The organism is Micromonospora sp. NPDC004704 (assembly GCF_053601675.1).
In genome coordinates this window covers 78981-95259 of sequence record NZ_JBSGCD010000023.1, presented here as the reverse complement: position 1 = coordinate 95259, position 16279 = coordinate 78981, and the positions used below count along the sequence as shown (strand labels likewise).

At 70.5% G+C, this 16279-nt stretch carries 15 protein-coding genes; 6 read left to right on the top strand and 9 right to left on the bottom strand.

Annotated features, from left to right (window positions below; genetic code table 11):
- Window positions 1-5 precede the first annotated feature (5 nt).
- Window positions 6-602, bottom strand: coding sequence for a TetR/AcrR family transcriptional regulator (locus tag ACWEFB_RS26690; RefSeq protein ID WP_452289646.1), 597 nt, complete (start codon window positions 600-602; stop codon window positions 6-8).
- Window positions 603-728: 126 nt separating this feature from the next.
- Between ACWEFB_RS26690 and ACWEFB_RS26685 the strand changes: the two genes are divergently transcribed.
- Window positions 729-1928, top strand: a complete 1200-nt coding sequence (locus ACWEFB_RS26685; RefSeq protein ID WP_452289701.1) for a macrolide family glycosyltransferase — start codon at window positions 729-731, stop codon at window positions 1926-1928.
- Between the two features lie 208 nt (window positions 1929-2136).
- Here the strand turns inward: ACWEFB_RS26685 and otsB are convergent, their stop codons facing one another.
- Both otsB and ACWEFB_RS26675 read right to left on the bottom strand, forming a co-directional pair.
- The gene (gene otsB, locus ACWEFB_RS26680; RefSeq protein WP_452289699.1) at window positions 2137-4707 is read right to left on the bottom strand and encodes a trehalose-phosphatase; all 2571 of its coding nucleotides are present in this window, start codon (window positions 4705-4707) and stop codon (window positions 2137-2139) included.
- 26 nt (window positions 4708-4733) lie between these two features.
- A complete protein-coding gene (locus ACWEFB_RS26675) occupies window positions 4734-6134 on the bottom strand; it encodes an alpha,alpha-trehalose-phosphate synthase (UDP-forming) (RefSeq protein ID WP_326556131.1) in 1401 nt (466 codons plus the stop codon).
- A gap of 311 nt (window positions 6135-6445) precedes the next feature.
- Here ACWEFB_RS26675 and ettA point away from each other — a divergent pair, with 311 nt between their 5' ends.
- The 4 genes from ettA (at window position 6446) to ACWEFB_RS26655 (ending at window position 10083) form a co-directional block, all read left to right on the top strand.
- Entirely contained in the window at window positions 6446-8122 is a 1677-nt protein-coding gene (gene ettA / locus ACWEFB_RS26670) for an energy-dependent translational throttle protein EttA (protein WP_452289644.1), read from the top strand.
- On the top strand, window positions 8115-8579 hold the full coding sequence (locus ACWEFB_RS26665; RefSeq protein ID WP_452289642.1) for an acyl-CoA thioesterase: 465 nt from the start codon (window positions 8115-8117) through the stop codon (window positions 8577-8579). Before ettA ends, ACWEFB_RS26665 begins: the two co-directional genes overlap by 8 nt.
- The gene (locus ACWEFB_RS26660) at window positions 8576-9331 is read left to right on the top strand and encodes a hypothetical protein (RefSeq protein WP_452289640.1); all 756 of its coding nucleotides are present in this window, start codon (window positions 8576-8578) and stop codon (window positions 9329-9331) included. Before ACWEFB_RS26665 ends, ACWEFB_RS26660 begins: the two co-directional genes overlap by 4 nt.
- Before the next feature lie 149 nt (window positions 9332-9480).
- Window positions 9481-10083, top strand: a complete 603-nt coding sequence (locus ACWEFB_RS26655; protein WP_452289697.1) for a YbjN domain-containing protein — start codon at window positions 9481-9483, stop codon at window positions 10081-10083.
- Between the two features lie 22 nt (window positions 10084-10105).
- Here the strand turns inward: ACWEFB_RS26655 and ACWEFB_RS26650 are convergent, their stop codons facing one another.
- From ACWEFB_RS26650 to ACWEFB_RS26640, 3 genes are all read right to left on the bottom strand, one after another.
- A complete protein-coding gene (locus ACWEFB_RS26650; protein ID WP_452289638.1) occupies window positions 10106-10570 on the bottom strand; it encodes a globin in 465 nt (154 codons plus the stop codon).
- Between the two features lie 33 nt (window positions 10571-10603).
- Window positions 10604-11998 (bottom strand): MFS transporter, encoded by a 1395-nt coding sequence (locus ACWEFB_RS26645; protein ID WP_452289636.1) that lies wholly within the window; start codon window positions 11996-11998, stop codon window positions 10604-10606.
- A gap of 271 nt (window positions 11999-12269) precedes the next feature.
- Complete coding sequence (locus ACWEFB_RS26640) at window positions 12270-13319, bottom strand: mechanosensitive ion channel domain-containing protein (RefSeq protein ID WP_442792178.1); 1050 nt, start codon at window positions 13317-13319, stop codon at window positions 12270-12272.
- 340 nt (window positions 13320-13659) lie between these two features.
- Between ACWEFB_RS26640 and ACWEFB_RS26635 the strand changes: the two genes are divergently transcribed.
- A complete protein-coding gene (locus tag ACWEFB_RS26635) occupies window positions 13660-14196 on the top strand; it encodes an HNH endonuclease (protein ID WP_326556138.1) in 537 nt (178 codons plus the stop codon).
- 25 nt (window positions 14197-14221) lie between these two features.
- On the opposite strand, the gene ACWEFB_RS26630 is transcribed toward ACWEFB_RS26635, so the two are convergent.
- The 3 genes from ACWEFB_RS26630 to ACWEFB_RS26620 form a co-directional block, all read right to left on the bottom strand.
- The gene (locus tag ACWEFB_RS26630) at window positions 14222-15079 is read right to left on the bottom strand and encodes a class F sortase (protein ID WP_452289634.1); all 858 of its coding nucleotides are present in this window, start codon (window positions 15077-15079) and stop codon (window positions 14222-14224) included.
- A gap of 13 nt (window positions 15080-15092) precedes the next feature.
- Complete coding sequence (locus ACWEFB_RS26625) at window positions 15093-15620, bottom strand: hypothetical protein (RefSeq protein ID WP_452289632.1); 528 nt, start codon at window positions 15618-15620, stop codon at window positions 15093-15095.
- Window positions 15621-15745: 125 nt separating this feature from the next.
- Entirely contained in the window at window positions 15746-16198 is a 453-nt protein-coding gene (locus ACWEFB_RS26620; RefSeq protein WP_326556140.1) for an Lrp/AsnC family transcriptional regulator, read from the bottom strand.
- Window positions 16199-16279 lie beyond the last annotated feature (81 nt).

Sequence of the window (16279 nt, the reverse complement as noted above, 5' to 3'; positions counted from 1 at the left end):
CGGCGTCACCCGCCAGGACGGGTGCCGGGAGGGGTGATGGCGGCGACGGCCAGGTCGACGATGCCGTCGGCGTAGTCGTCGGTCAGTGGGCCGTTGCGGAGTAGCCAGCGGTGGTAAAGCGGGCCGAACAGCAGCTCCACCACCTGGTCCAAGGGGACGTCGGGGCGGACCTGGCCGGCCTCGCGGGCGGCCTCCAGGCGGGTCCGGACCGCGTCGAGCTGGGGACGGAGCAGGCGGTCGCGCGCCTGGTCGGCCAACTCCTCGTCGGCGAGTGTCTCGATGGTGATGGCGCGGGTGGTGGCGGACAGCCGCGGATCGGCGAACTCGGCGACCGTGGCCCGGAGGACCTGGCCCAGATCGGCCCGCAGGTCGCCGGTGTCGGGCAGGGCGGGGACCTCCGGGTTGTTGTCGACGAGCGCGTCCAGGATGACCGCGCCCTTGCCACGCCACCAGCGGTAGATGGTCTGCTTGCCGACCCCGGCGCGGGTGGCGATCGCCTCGATGGTCAGGGCCGGGTAACCGGTCTCGGTCAACAGCTCCAGGGCGGCGGCGAGGATCGCGCGGCGGGACTGTTCGTTGCGACGGGCGGGCTGTGGAGTCACACCGACAACCTACAACGAGACGAACCGTTTCGTTTTGACGCGCCCGTGGTGCCGTGGTCTCCTTGTCGCGAGACGAAACGTCTCGACTCTTTAAAGACCCCAGGAGATTCCGTGCCGCACATCGCCATGGTCAGCATTCCGTTCCACGGCCACGTCAACCCGAGCTTGGAGATCATCCGGACCCTCGTGCAGCGCGGTCACCGGGTCACCTACGCCAATGACCCCGCCTTCGCCGAGGTCATCGAGGGCACCGGCGCCGAGCTGAAACCGTACGGATCCACGCTGCCCAGCGACGGTGGCTCGGGAACCGACGATCCGATCGAGCAGCTCACGCTCTTCCTCGACGATGCCATCGCCATGCTGCCGCAGTTGCGGGCCGCCTATGCCGGCGATCGGCCCGATCTGTTCCTCTACGACATCGCCGGGGCGCCGGCTCGGTTACTCGGCGAGCAGTGGGGGATTCCGGCCATCCAGCTGTCCTCGACGTTCGTGGCCTGGGACGGCTACGAGCAGGAGATGGCGCCCGTCGTCGAGTCGATGCGGGCTGATCCGCGCGGCGCCGACTACTACCAGCGGTTCGAGAAGTGGCTGACCATGGAGGGTTCGTCGGTCACCGACAGCATGGCGTTCCAGGGCCGACCGGTGCGGAGCCTCGTTCTGCCGCCGGAGGCGCTCCAGCCGAACGCCGACCGGGTGGACCGGTCGGTCTACAGCTTCGTCGGCCCGGTCCTGGGTGACCGCTCCCACCAGGGTCCCTGGGTCCGTCCGGACGGCGTCGAGAAAGTGCTGCTCGTCTCCCTCGGCTCCGCCTTCACCCGGCAGCCCGAGTTCTACCGCCGCTGCATCGTCGCGTTCGGTGACCTGCCCGGCTGGCACACCGTTCTGCAGATCGGCAGCCACGTCGATCCCGCCGAACTCGGTCCCGTCCCGGACAGCGTCGAGGTCCGCCCATGGGTGCCGCAGCTGGCAGTGCTGGAGCAGGCGGACGCCTTCGTCACCCACGCCGGCATGGGCGGCAGCAGCGAAGGCATCTACTGCGGGACCCCGATGATCGCCGTTCCGCAGGCGGCCGACCAATTCGCGAACGCCGAGCAACTGGCCTCCCTCGGCGTCGCCCGGGTCGTCGACTCGGCGACCGTGACCGCAGTGGAGCTCCGCGAGACGCTGCTCGCCCTCACCGCAGACCCCGACGTGGTGGCTCGCAGCGCCGACCTGAAGCGGCAGGCCCGCGAGGCCGGGGGCGCCGACCGCGCCGCCAACCTGATCGAGGCCGAACTCACCGCGACGCCCGACCGTACCGGCCACCGTTCCGCGAACGCCGGCTAAACCGCCGTACCCGTCGATTCTTCCGCCAGGACTACCGGAACCCAGACGCAGAAGCTCCGGCCAGACCACCCGACCGGAGCACAAACCCAAGGCGTCACCACTGAAGCAAAACCCCAACGGGTCAAGGTTGGGCCCCACCGTGCCTGGCGAGGGGATCAAGCTTGACGGCCCTCGCCGGGCACGGTGGGGCCCAACCCCACATCAAATCTCAGACCGAAGAATCCAACAACAACGCACACCGGATCAACCCGAGATGGCTGTACGCCTGCGGGTGGTTACCCAACCCCCGCTCGACCAACGGGTCGTACTGCTCCGGCAGCAACCCGGTCGGCCCGGCGGTGTCGACCATCTGCCGGAACAGCTCCTCGGCATCCGACCGCCGCCCGGTACGCAGGTACGCCTCGATCAGCCACGCCGTGCAGATGTGGAAGCCGCCCTCACGCCCCGGCAGCCCGTCGTCCCAGTGGTAGCGGTACACCACCGGTCCGCTGCGCAGGTCGGCCTCGATCTTCAGCACCGTCGACAGGAAGCGCGGGTCGTCGTCGGGGAGCAGCCCGGACAGGCCGATCCAGAGCGAGGAGGCGTCCATCTCCTCGTCACCGTACGCGACGCTGTAGGCGCTGACGCCCTCGTGCCAGCCGTACTCGAGCACGTTGTGCCCGATCCGGTCGCGCAGCTCGACCCAGTCGGGCCGCTCCTCGCCGCCGTGCCGACGCACGATGTGCAGCGCCCGGTCCACGGTCATCCAACACATGACCTTGGAGTAGACGTGGTGCCTCGGGGGGAGGCGGGCCTCCCAGAGGCCGTGGTCGGGTTCGTGCCAGCGGCGGCTGACCGCCTCGACCATCGATTCGAGCACCCGCCACTCGGTCTCCAGCACCGAGCCGCGCAGGTCGGCCACGGCCGCGAGCAGGTCCGCGATCGGTCCGAACACGTCGAGCTGGAGCTGGTGGTTGGCCAGGTTACCGACCCGGACCGGGCGGGAGCCGGCGTAGCCGGGCAGGGTGTCGATCACGGCTTCGGCGCCGAGTTCGTAGCCGTCGACCGTGTAGAGCGGGTGCAGCCGTTCCGGGTGGCCGCCGGTGCGCTCGACGCAGCCGTCGACCCAGCGCAGGAACGCCTCGGCCTCGCCGAGTGAGCCGAGGTCGACCAGGGCGCGTGCGGTCATCGCCGCGTCCCGCAGCCAGCAGTACCGGTAGTCCCAGTTGCGTACGCCGCCCAGTTCCTCGGGCAGCGAGGTGGTCGCGGCGGCGAGGATCGAACCGGTGGCCTCGTGGCAGAGCCCACGCAGGGTGAGTGCGCTGCGGGCGACCAGTTCGCGGTCGTGGGTGGGGAGCTTCAGGCTGGCCACCCAGTCCCGCCACGGCTGTTCGGCGGCGGCCTGCCGTTCGGCGACCGGTACCCGGTGGTGGGCCAGGCTGTGCGAGCCGAAGCGGAGTTCGAGGGTGAGCGACCCGCCGGCGGCGGCGAGGTCGACCACGGCACGGGCGGTCTCGTAGCCGCCGTCGGCGACCACCTTCCACTCGATCCCGGGGGCGTAGAGGGCGATCGGCTCGTTGGAGCCGAGCACCAGCAGCCCGTCGGCGAGGGGTTGGAGCTGGACCGCTACCTGGCCGAACTCGGGCCGGGGAGCGAACTCCAGCCGGACCCGGCCGGAGCCGGTGAGGACCCGGACCAGGGTCGAGTCGCCGGAGATGACAGCCGACCCGCTGGGGACGTTGTCCGACGAGGGCCGGTCCAGCCAGTCGGTGACGGTCAGCCCCGACCAGCGGGTCTCCACCGTCATCGTGCCGGGCCGGTAGCGCTGTCCCAGCGGCAGGCCGCCCCGGTCGGGGGCGACGCTGAAGTGACCGGCCGGCGGGCCGCCGACCAGGTCGGCGAAGATCGCCGAAGCGTCCGGCTTGGGGTGGCAGAGCCAGGTGACCTTCGCCTCGGGTGTGAGCAACGCGACCGTACGGCCGTTGGCCAGCATCGAGTGCCGCTCGATCGGCACCGCCCGCTCGCCGAACAGCCAGGTGCGGCGGACCTGGAGCAGCAGGCCGAGCACCCGGGCCGCCTCGATCGGGTCCGCGACCCGGTAGGCCGCCTGGGTCTCCCCGCTGCCGATCTTGATACCGACGTCGGGTCCGTGCAGGTTCGCGAAGGCGTTCTCGTCGGTCACGTCGTCGCCCATGAAGAGCACCGCGCTGGCCGAGATCTGGGTACGCAACTGGTCGACCGCGGTCCCCTTGTGGGTGGGGATCACGGACAGCTCGATGACCTCCTTGCCCTGGGTCACGGTCACCCCGGTCCAACTCGCCGGACCGTTCGTCACCGCCTCGACGACCTGCTTCGCCACCTCGGGCTTGGCCCCCCGGGTGTGTACGGCGATGCTGGCCGGCTTGCTCTCCAGGCGTACCCCGGGCTGACCGGCGGCGATCCGGCGCAGCTCGTTGCGCAGCCGGGTGCGTACCTCGACCAGTTCGGGGGCGAGCCGCTCCACGAAGCCGATGTCGAACTCGGATCCGTGGCTGCCGACCAGGTGCACCTCGCTCGGCAGCCGGGAGAGCGTGGCCAGGTCCCGCAGCGCCCGACCGGAGACCACGGCGACCGTGGTCTGCGGCAGGGCGGCCAGGGCGCGTACGGCGGCAACCGACTCGGGCAGCGGTACCGCCTTGCTCGGGTCCTCGACGATCGGCGCCAGGGTGCCGTCGTAGTCGCAGGCGACGAGTAACTGGGGTGAGCGGGCGATCCTCCCGATCGCGTCCCGCAGCACGGGATCGATCGAGTCCAGGGCCATCGCCCCGGTGTCCAGTACGGACGTGCTCACACTGCCTCCGTTTCGGGCACGCCCAGCTCGTTCAGGAAAGACCGGGCCCAGTGTTCGACATCGTGGGTACGCAGGTGGCGCTGCATGATCCGCATGCGCCGCCGTGCTTCCACCTTGTCGACGTGGACCGCGCGCAACAGCGCGTCCTTCACCCCGTCGGGGTCGTGCGGGTTACAGAGGAAGGCCTGGCGCAACTCGGTGGCGGCGCCGGCAAACTCACTGAGCACGAGCGCGCCGCCAGAGTCGGCGCGCGATGCAACGTACTCCTTGGCCACCAGGTTCATTCCGTCTCGCAGTGGGGTCACCATCATCACATCAGCCGCGCAGTAGAGCGCGGCAAGTTCACTGCGACTGTACGACTGGTGCAGATAGTGAACAGCAGGCACGCCGACCCGGCCAAATTCACCATTAATCCGGCCAACTTCGCGCTCGACCTTCACGCGTAGTGCCTGGTAGTGCTCGACCCGTTCGCGGCTCGGGGTGGCGACCTGCACCATAACGGCGTCGGGAACTGTCAACTTTCCGTCAGCCAGGAGCTCGCGGAAGGCCTTGAGGCGAAGCTCGATGCCCTTGGTGTAGTCGAGCCGGTCGACGCCGAGCACGACGGTCTTCGGGTCGCCGAGTTCGGCCCGGATCTGCTTGGCCCGCGCCTGCACCGCCGGGTCGGCGGCCATCCGCTCCATCTCCGCGACATCGATGGAGATGGGGAACGCGCCGGCCTTCACCTGCCGCCCGTCGACCTGGATCATCTGGCCCTCGTACCGCAGGCCGAGCAGGTGCCGGGCCAGCCGGACGAAGTTCTGGGCGGCCAGCCGCTGCTGGAAACCGACCAGGTCGGCGCCGAGCAGTCCGCGCAGGACCTCGGCGCGTAGCGGCATCTGCATGAACAGTTCGATCGGCGGGAATGGGATATGGAGGAAGAAACCTATCCGTAGATCCGGACGGAGTTCCCGCAGCATCGCCGGCACGAGCTGGAGCTGGTAGTCCTGCACCCAGACCGTGGCGCCCTCCGCGGCCACCTCGGCGGCGGCCTCCGCGAACCGGGCGTTGACCAGCCGGTACGCCTCCCGCCAGCGACGTTTGTAGGCAGGGGTCTCCACCGCGTCGTGGTAGAGGGGCCAGATGGTGGCGTTCGACTGGCCCTCGTAGTACCGCTCGAGTTCCTCGGAGCTGAGCGGGACCGGGTGCAGCCCGATGCCCTCGAGGTCGAACGGTTCCGGGGCCGCGCCGACACCACCCGCCCACCCCACCCAGGTGCCCTGGTGCTGCACGAGGACCGGGTGCAGGGCGGTGACCAGGCCTCCCGGACTCCGGCGCCATTGCCGACCTTCTGGGGTGGTCACCTCGTCAACCGGCAGACGATTCGCCACGACCACGAACGAGCTACGTTCCGTCACGATCTGTGCACCTCCGGTGATTCCGCAGTCCACCGCTGAGCGTACTGAGCGTAGCTGTGGCTCCTACCTCGCGGTGCCACTCTTACTGCCCTGCGGGACGGCCGGGGCAAACCGACAAGTGATCTTGGCGATATCGTTCCCTTTCGTCCCACCTCGGGTGCTCCGGCGGGGTGATGTGGGCGTACCGGGCTCCACCTGTCAGGATTGACGACGGCCCGCGCGGAGTCGACCCCGGCTCGCGCCTCGCGCTCGCAGGCTTCCGGGCCCGGGCAAAGCTCCCTGTTCCGCAGACTCTGGAGGTAGGCCGCACCGTGGCCCAGTACATCTACGTTCTGGAAAAGGCGCGCAAGGCGCACGGCGACAAGGTCGTGCTCGACAACGTGACGCTGAGCTTCCTGCCCGGGGCCAAGATCGGTGTGGTCGGCCCGAACGGCGCCGGTAAGTCCAGCCTGTTCAAGATCATGGCGGGGCTGGACCGGCCGAGCAACGGCGAGGCCCGGCTGATGCCCGGCTACACCGTCGGCATGCTCGCGCAGGAGCCGCCGCTCAACGACGCCAAGACCGTCCTCGGCAACATCGAGGAGGCGGTCGCGGAGACCAAGGCCAAGCTGGAGCGGTTCAACAAGATCGCCGAGCAGATGGCCACCGACTACTCCGACGAGCTGATGGAGGAGATGGGTCGGCTCCAGGAGGAGTTGGACAACGAGGACGCCTGGGACATCGACTCCAAGCTCGAACTCGCCATGGACGCCCTGCGGTGCCCGCCGCCGGACGCCGACGTCGTCCAGCTCTCGGGTGGTGAGCGCCGCCGGGTCGCGCTCTGCAAGCTGCTCCTGGAGGCGCCGGACCTGCTCCTGCTCGACGAGCCGACCAACCACCTGGACGCGGAGAGCGTGCAGTGGCTCGAACAGCACCTGGCCAAGTACGCCGGCACCGTCATGGCGATCACCCACGACCGGTACTTCCTGGACAAGGTCGCCGGCTGGATCCTGGAGCTGGACCGCGGCCGGGCCATCGGGTACGAGGGCAACTACTCCACCTACCTGGAGAAGAAGGCCGCCCGGCTCGCCGTCGAGGGTCGCCGGGACGCCAAGATGAAGAAGCGGCTCACCGAGGAACTCGAGTGGGTCCGGTCCAACGCCAAGGCCCGGCAGACCAAGTCCAAGGCGCGGCTGGACCGCTACGAGGAGATGGCCACCGAGGCGGAGAAGACCCGCAAGCTCGACTTCGAGGAGATCCAGATCCCGCCGGGCCCGCGCCTGGGCAACACGGTGATCGAGGCGAACGACCTGACCAAGGGCTTCGGCGACCGGACCCTGATCGAGCACCTCAGCTTCAGCCTCCCGCGCAACGGCATCGTCGGCATCATCGGCCCCAACGGCGTCGGCAAGACCACCCTGTTCAAGACCATCGTCGGGCTGGAGCAGCCGACCGACGGCGGGGTGAAGGTCGGCGAGACCGTCAAGCTGTCGTACGTCGACCAGAACCGGGAAGGCCTGGACGGCGACAAGACCGTCTGGGAGGTCGTCTCCGACGGTCTGGACTACCTGATGGTCGGCAAGGTCGAGATGCCGTCCCGGGCGTACGTGGCCGCGTTCGGGTTCAAGGGCCCGGACCAGCAGAAGCCGACCAAGGTGCTCTCCGGTGGCGAGCGCAACCGGCTCAACCTCGCGCTCACGTTGAAGATCGGCGGGAACGTGATCCTGCTCGACGAGCCGACCAACGACCTCGACGTCGAGACGCTCTCCTCGCTGGAGAACGCCCTGCTCGAGTTCCCCGGCTGCGCCGTGGTCATCTCCCACGACCGGATGTTCCTGGACCGGGTGGCGACGCACATCCTGGCCTGGGAGGGCGACGACGAGAACATGGCGAAGTGGTTCTGGTTCGAGGGCAACTTCGACGCGTACGAGAAGAACAAGATCGACCGGCTCGGTGCGGAGGCGGCCCGACCCCACCGGGTGACCTACCGCAAGCTCACCCGTGACTAGTCCGACCGTGGCCGAGCACCCCCCGGCGGCCCGGTACGTCTACCACTGCGCCCTGCGCTGGTCGGACCTGGACGCGTACGGGCACGTCAACAACGCCCGCTTCCTCACCCTGTACGAGGAGGCCCGGGTGGCGTTGATGTTCGTCGGCGGCCGGGCCTGGGGGCTCAGCTCGTTCGTCGAGGGGGTGGTGATCGCCCGGCACGAGGTGGACTACCTGCGTCCGGTCGACTACGCCCTGGGCCGGGCCACCGCCGAGCAGGCGCCGACGGTCCGGGTGGAGCTGTGGGTGGAGGAGATCAAGGCCTCCCGGTTCACCATCGGGTACGAGCTGTTCGACGGCGAGGTGCTGGCCAGCAAGGCCCGCTCGGTGCTGGTGCCGTACGACCTCGAACACGGGCGACCGCGCCGGTTGACCGAGGACGAACGGGCCTTCCTGCGGCCGTACCTGCTGCCGTGACCGGGCCCGCCGAGCCCGCTCCGGTGCCGGCCGCGCCGGTGTCGGGCGGGCACGGGCTGACCGGGGTGGCCGACGCGGGCGCCTTCCTGGCCCGGCTGACCCGGCTGGACCCGGCGGCGGTGGTACGACTGCGTCCGGCCGGGCCGGCCGGTCGTACCACGCTCTGGGCCCGCCTGCCGTGGGCGGTGCTGGTCGGCCGGACGGTGGCCGGGGCCGGTCCGGGTGATGTCACGGTCGCCGCGGACGCGCTCCTGGCCGAGCTGGCGCGGGGTGGCACGGCTCTGCCGCCCCGCCGGGACGCGGACTGGAAGTGGCCGCTGCCCGGGTCGACCGGTCAGCTCGTGGAGACGATGCCGGGCGCGGACGTACGCCGGATCGCCGTCGCCGCGGCCGGCACCCTGCGCGACGCGGCCGACCACGGGGTGGGTGGCCGGGCGGTGGGTCAGCGGGTGCTGCGGGACGCGCTGCTCGACCACGTGGCCGTGGTGGTCACCGGGTCGACGCCGGCCGGGCCGGGGGAGCGGACCGAGGTGTCGCAGCGCCTGGTGCAGGCGGTGGTCCGGATGGGCTTTCTCGGTTCGGGTGAGGCGGCCGGACCGGAGCACGAGGGCCCGGTCGAATCGGGTCGGACCGGGGCGGGCGGGCCGGACCTGGTCCAGGTTCGGGTGACCGGCCGGTGGACCGGGCTTTCGGCACCCTACGGAGCTGCATGGTCACTAAAAGCGAGTCAATTGTCGATCATGCCGGTTTGAGATCGCCTGAACGGTTGATGCTATATAGTTCCTCTGGTCATGGGCATCCGGTGGGGGGATGCTTCGGAACGGCTATCCGGGTACCGTCGTCCCTCGGATCCAACGCACCGTAGGCGACTGGATCCGCTGGGGAGCGAGGTGTGCGAGCAATGCCGTGGTGGTCATGGCGCCCCGGTCACACCGCCGCGAGCGGTGAGCCGGAGACTCGAAGCAGGATCTCCGTGGACGAGGCCGTCCGGGTCGGACCGCCCGCACCACGAGAACCGGAACACGACTCCGATTCCGCGGAACCACCCGCGGTAACCGAACGACCCACGCCGGTTGTGCCGGCCATCGTCGCGCCGGTGACCCTGCGCCGGCTCGGGGACGCACTCGACCTGCTCGACGTGCGCTACCTCGCCGACGGCGACGGCAGCCTGCTCGCGATGTGGGAGCGGCACGCGGTGCTGTTCACGCTCGAAGGTCCCGAGGACGAGATCCTGGTGATGCGCGCCCGGCCGTACTCCACCGTGCCGCCGGACTGGGCCGACCGGGCCTACCGGGTGGTCAACGAGTGGAATCACGCCCAGCGCTTCGCCAAGGCGTACGTGGGTGACCCCACCGAGCGCGGCCAGTTGCCGATCTACGCCGAAATGCAGGTGCCGATGCGGGCCGGCGCCCACGACGCCCTGCTGGTCGAGGTGCTCGACTGCGGCGCGGCGATGGCGACCACCTTCGTCGACTGGCTGCACGACGAGGGCGCCCTGCTGTAGAGGTCGCCCCGGCCCGCGCCGGTCAGCCGATTCGGGGCGGGGTGGCGGGCTCGCCGTCGTCGGTGTTCACCATGAAGTACGCGGCGCGCTCCAGGTAGTCCCAGAGCGTCTGCTCGTACTCCCGGGGCAGGTCCAGGCTGTCCACCGCCCGGCGCATCGCCCGCAGCCAGGCGTCCCGCTCGGCCGGCCCGACCCGGAACGGCGCGTGCCGCATCCGTAGCCGCGGGTGTCCCCGCTGCTGGGAATAGGTGTTCGGCCCGCCCCAGTACTGCATCAGGAACAGGGTCATCCGGTCGGCCGCCGGCCCGAGATCCTCCTCCGGATAGAGCGGGCGGAGCAGCGGATCGGTGGCGACGCCGACGTAGAACTCGTCGACCAGCTTGCGGAAGGTCGGCTCGCCGCCGATCGCTTCGAACAGGGTCGTCGGCGTACCCGCCTGGTCGCCCTCACCTGGAGACGTCACCGTTCCATCCTGCCAGGTGCGCATCGATCGGGCGCGGTGTGGGCGGCGCGGCCTTGATCACAGGGTGCTGACGCCGGTCGGCGCGCCGGGTGAGCCGGGCGCCCGCTCGCCGACCGGCTCGTCCGTCGACCGTTGCGGCGGTGTGAGGCCCTCACCCGCCCTGGCCTGCCTGGTGGCCTCGGCGATGGCGGTGTTGAACTCGGCGGTGCTGGGCCACTGGGTCGCGACGACCAGCATCAGCAGTACGCCACCGGCGCTCCAGAGCCCCACCACGGTCGGGATGTCGAACCGCCCCGCCAGGACCCCGGTGACCAGTACGGCCCCGCCCTGGAGGACCTGCATCCCGCTGCTCATCACGCCGAACGCCCGAGCCCGGAAACCGGGCGGCAGCGCCTGCACGAACAGCCCGTTCGCGACCGGCAGCAGGCCGGCCACGGCGAAGCCGCTGACCAGCGCCATCAGTGCGACCAGGGGTGGGGTCGGGTTGAGCAGTGCCGGCACCAGGGCGAGGGGGGCCAGGACCGCGAACGGGCGGATCAACGTCCGGCGCAGCTCCGGCCGCAGGCCCCGCCCGATCGTCAGGCCACCGAGGATGAAGCCGACCGGACTGGCGATCATGATCATCGCCTGGGTGAGCCCGCGTCCGGGATGGTCGGGATCCGAGATCGCGGCGAACTTGGCCGCCCAACCGGCGGCCAGGCCCTCCGGCACGATGGCGAAGAGCATCGAGGCGAAGACCACGATGGCGATCGCGCGCAGCACCGGCGTGCCGAAGACCAGCCGGAAGCCCTCGGCGGTCTCCCGGAGCAGGTGACTGCGGTGCGCCTCGGTCATCGCGGCCGGGCGCTGGTGGATCCGGAACCGGATCAGCACGGCCGAGAGCGCGAAGGTGCCGGTGTTGATCAGCAGTGCGACGCTCGGGTTCAGCGTGGCGACGGAGGCGCCGAGCACGTACCCGACGATCTGCGCGGCCTGGCCGGTGCTGGTGCTGACCGCCAGGCCGACCACCAGGCGGTCACCGGTGAGCAGCATCGGGAGCAACGCCGACCGGGCCGCCTGACTGGGCGGGTTGGCCAGGGTCACGGCGAAGAGCAGCAACAGGATGACCGGGATCGGCAGGCCGGGGATCGCGATGATGCCGATCAGCACCATCCGGGTCAGATCGCAGACCACCATCACGGTCCGGTACGGGTGACGCTCCGCCAGCGTGGCGAGCAGCGGACCACCGACCAGCCAGGGCAGGAAGCTCACCGCGAACGCGGCGGCGGAGAGCGTCACCGACCGGGTCTCCTGGAAGACGAGTACGGTGACGGCGGCCCGGGCCAGGTAATCGCCGAGCCAGGAGAACGCGTTGGCCGTGTACAGCGCCCGGAACTCCGGCTGTGCGAACACCTCGCGGAAGGTAGCCGGCCCTTCGGGCGTACGTGTCGCGTCGGACACGGGGGCCTCCATCGTTCTCGACCGCTGACCACTCAAGATGGAGCCGTCGGGAAACGTTTGTCAGACGTAGGGGGCAACGTTGTCTTCGTCACGCTGTGAGAGGAGCTTGTCCCGGATTCTGCCCGATCGTCAGACATCTGGCTAGTGCGAAAGGGTAGATCGTCGCATGGTTGACTGAACGAACGGACGATACCTGACCACCCGTGTGGTCCGCGACCCCTGCGGGCCGGCGACCCGGGATTCCGCCGCCCGATCCCGCGTTCGTGCCCGTCTCCGGCCCCGCTCAGGTGGCCCCGCCCTGGCCGGTCTCGTGCCCCTCGGGCGGCGGCGACGGCGACCGCACGTACATCCGGGAGGCCGCGATCTGGGCGGTGATGCCGGAGTTCTCCAGGGCCTCGGCGAGTCGCCGGCGCAGCTCCCGCCCGACCGGCAACTGGCCGTCCGCCGTCGTCTTGATCACCGTACGGATCACCGCACCGTCCACCGTCACCTGTTCGACGCCGAGCACCTCCGGCGCCTCGACGATCTCCGGTGCGAGTTCCGGGTCCATCGCCACCGATGCCGCCGCCGTACGCAGCACCGCGGTCGCCTCCTCCGTACCGGCGAAGCCGATCGGCATGTCGACCACGACCATGGCCCAGCCCTGGCTCTTGTTGCCGACCCGGATGATCTCGCCGTTGCGGATGTACCAGAGCACGCCCCGGCCGTCCCGGATCGTGGTGATCCGCAACCCGACCGCCTCCACCACACCGGTGGCCTCGCCGAGGTCGACCGTGTCGCCCACCCCGTACTGGTCCTCCAGCAGCATGAACAGACCGGCGATCAGGTCCTTGACCAGCGTCTGGGCGCCGAAGCCGAGCGCCACCCCGGCGATACCGGCGCTGGCCAGCAGGGGAGCCAGGTTGAAACTCAGCTCGCTCAGCACGAGCAGTACGGCGATCCCGAAGACCACCGCCGTGACCAGGCTGCGCAGCACCGAGCCGATCGCCGCGGCCCGTTGCCGCCGCCGCTCCGGAACCACCAGGGCCGGATCGACCGCGGCGGTCGGGATCCGCTCCCGCAGCGGCTTGAGTACGGTCGGCACCCCCTCGGCGGTGGCGTCGACCAGGCGGCTGATGGTCCGGTGCAGCAGCCACCGGATCAGCATCGCGACCAGCACGATCGCGATGATCCGCAGCGGCTTGATCAGGATGTAGTAGCTGCCCTCGGCGAACCAGGGGGTGTCGGTCGCGTCCAGCACCGCCCGGCACAGGAAGCTGTCCAGGCAGCTCTGGCTGGGGCCGGGGGTCGAGGTCGAGGTGACCGAGGGGCTCGGTGTCGGCACGACGGACAGGATCGCGAGATTCACGCCTGCTTTCGTACCGCACCGCCGGCCGTGGCCGCCGGGCGCCCCGCCGCAGAAGGCCGCCGGGAGGTGTGTCCGCCGCGCGCGCGTACGCCGGAAGGCCCTCGGGTTAACCGGACGGAACCGGTCATCCTGCCACGCGACACAAAAGCTTCATGAGGGACCCCGGATTAGTACGTGCAATCGGGGGTCCCATCGGGGACTATTGGCGCACGGACGCCGGTGATCTGCCGGCGTCGGCCGCGGTCGGTGACGATCCGCGCCGTCGGTCGACACACGGCAGATGACAGGAGCGGGGCGCAAGACAGAACGCGGGAGGGTGATCGCGATGCCTGACATACGACCCACGGTGGGCTCCGGCTCGTTGGTGCTCAACGCTACGTATGAGCCACTGTGTGTCGTTTCGGTGCGTCGAGCAGCGATTCTCGTGCTCTCCGCGAAGGCAGTCTGCGTCGCCGACGGCGAGGGCATGCTGCACAGCGCCCGCAACTCCCTGCCCGTTCCCTCGGTGGTCCGCCTGACCCGCTTCGTCCGGGTGCCGTACCGCAGCCACGTCGGTCTCTCCCGTCGGGCGATCTTCGCCCGGGACGGCTGGCGGTGCGCCTACTGCCGGGGTCCGGCCGAGACCATCGACCACGTCTTCCCGCGCAGCCGGGGCGGCCGGCACGCCTGGGAGAACGTCGTCGCGGCCTGCGCCAAGTGCAACCACAGCAAGGGTGACAAGACCCCGGCCGAGCTGGGATGGCGGCTGCACGCCCTGCCGGCCCCGCCCAAGGGCACGGCCTGGCGGGTCCTCGGCCACCGGGCGCCCGACCCGCGCTGGGCCGACTGGCTCGACCTGCGCGACGCCGAAATAGCCGCCTGAATCATCACCCACCCGGTCGGCCGGCTCACTTGGGCGGTCGGGCGGAGACCAGTGAGGCGAACACCACCACGTTGTCGGCGTACCCGGTCGTGCCGCCCACCCACCGACCACCGCAGGTGATCAGGCGCAGGCCGGGGCGGTCGAAGTCGTCGAACACCTGCTCGGTGGGGAGTTCCGACTTGTCGTACCGCTTGACGGAGTTCACCTCGAAGACGGCCACCGAGCGGTCCATCCGGGTGACCTCGATCTCGGCGCCGGGCCGGATGTCGGCCAGGTCGTGGAAGACCGCCGGACCGGTACGGGTGTCCACGTGGCCGACGATGACGGACGGTCCGTACTGGCCCGGGGTGGGGCTCTGGTCGTACCAGCCGGCCTCCTGGTAACGGTCGGGCGGCGGTACGGCGATCGAACCGTCCGGTGCGATCCCGACCCGGTGCACCCGGGCCCGGACGTCGAGCGAGTGGATCGCGACGGCGGTCGGCGGGCTCGGCTCCATGACCGGGAACTTGCGCGGGGGTGGCCGGCTGCCGGAGCTGAAACCGGGCAGGAAGTTGGTGCCGGTCACGTACTGCACCCCGAACCCGGTGATGATCAGGCCCATCAGCACGATGATGATCGGTATCGGTCCGGGGCGTCGGCGTACCTGACGGGTCCGGGTGACCCGCTGGCCGGGCGGCCGGACGGTGCCGACCGCACGGGCCGTCCCGACGGCGTGACCCGATCCGGCCGCCCGGGCCCGGTCGGGGCGGAGCATTCCGGGGGCGACCCGGTCGGCGGTGTCCGGGGTGACGATGCTCGCCGCCGACGCCTCGGTGGCGAGCCGCGCGGCGAGGCGGCACACCCGGCTGTGCGCCGCCCGGACCGGCGCGAGGCGACCGCCCATCGGCCCGGCTGACTCAGGGGCCCGTCGAGGGCCGACGACGGGCGCTGAACAGCCAGAGGCCGCCGCCGAGCAGGATCACGGCCAGGCCGCCGGCCAGCACCACGGGGCCGCCGAAGCCGCCGGCCGTACCGCCACCGCCGGTGGCCGGACCCTGGGTCGGCTTGCTCATGTTCACCACGGTCAGGGTGGTGTGCGCGGTATTACCGTTCGGGCAGGTCAGGTTCACGTCGAAGGTGCCCGGCGCCCGGTTGCCCGGAATGGTGACCGCCCCGGTGAGGAAGCCGTTGTTCGGTCGTACGACCACCCGGCCGAACGCCTGCGACTCCACCGTCGCCTGGTTGTTGTTGGTCTGGTCGCAACTGGCCCGGATGTTCACCCGGGTGCCCGGTTGGGCGGTGTTCGGGGTGACCTCCACGAAGGCGTTGCTGCTCTGCATCGGCGTCGGGGTCGGCGCCGCTGCGGCCGGCGTCGCCGGCGCGGCCAGCGCGATCACCCCGGCCGTCGAGAGGAGCGCTCGACGCACTGCTGATCGACCCTGCATGACCTCCCCCTTCCGGCCATCCGGCCGGCCACCGCGTGGTCCGCGTCGCTCAGGGTGTTCCCACCCGGCTCCGCGAATCACGCCCGATCGCGAGGTCGGTCGGCTCCGGCGGCGGACGCTCCTGCTCAGGGGGTGGACTGCTCCGGCAGAGGTGTCACCGGGTGCCAGTTCAGCGGGGACGAGAGCACCATCGTGCTCGACGGCTGGCCGTACGGGGCGAGCCGGTCGATCACCTGCTCGAACGCGTCGATCGACCCGGCCGCGACCTTCAGCACACTGCACGCGTCGCCGGTGATCCGGTGGATCTCCAGCACTTCCGGCCAACCGGTCACGGACGGGTCGCGCAGGATGCACCGGGGGCCGTAACAGGACATCCGGATCAGTGCCACCACGCTGCGACCGGCACGGGCCAGGTCGACATGGGCGTGGTAGCCGGTCACCACCCCGGCCTCCTCCAGCCGGCGGACCCGCTCGGCGACCGCCGGTGGGGACAGGTGCACCCGCCGGGACAGCTCGCTGTACGAGAGCCGGGCGTCGGCCTGCAACTCGCGCAGCAGCGCCCAGTCCATGTCGTCCACGCGACCGACCTTTCCTTCGTGAGGTGATTTCTCAAACTAGCCGCTGATCCGGAGGGTCGGAACGCTCAGGTGCCGTTTGTT

Excerpts from the sequence above, each read along its gene's own strand:
- ACWEFB_RS26685 (WP_452289701.1), top strand. The coding sequence starts at position 729 with ATGGTCAGCATTCCGTTCCACGGCCACGTCAACCCGAGCTTGGAGATC.
- ACWEFB_RS26645 (WP_452289636.1), bottom strand. The coding sequence starts at position 11,998 with ATGGAGGCCCCCGTGTCCGACGCGACACGTACGCCCGAAGGGCCGGCT.
- ACWEFB_RS26655 (WP_452289697.1), top strand. The coding sequence starts at position 9,481 with ATGCCGTGGTGGTCATGGCGCCCCGGTCACACCGCCGCGAGCGGTGAG.
- otsB (WP_452289699.1), bottom strand. The coding sequence starts at position 4,707 with ATGGCCCTGGACTCGATCGATCCCGTGCTGCGGGACGCGATCGGGAGG.
- ACWEFB_RS26650 (WP_452289638.1), bottom strand. The coding sequence starts at position 10,570 with ATGCGCACCTGGCAGGATGGAACGGTGACGTCTCCAGGTGAGGGCGAC.
- ACWEFB_RS26630 (WP_452289634.1), bottom strand. The coding sequence starts at position 15,079 with ATGGGCGGTCGCCTCGCGCCGGTCCGGGCGGCGCACAGCCGGGTGTGC.
- ACWEFB_RS26635 (WP_326556138.1), top strand. The coding sequence starts at position 13,660 with ATGCCTGACATACGACCCACGGTGGGCTCCGGCTCGTTGGTGCTCAAC.
- ACWEFB_RS26625 (WP_452289632.1), bottom strand. The coding sequence starts at position 15,620 with ATGCAGGGTCGATCAGCAGTGCGTCGAGCGCTCCTCTCGACGGCCGGG.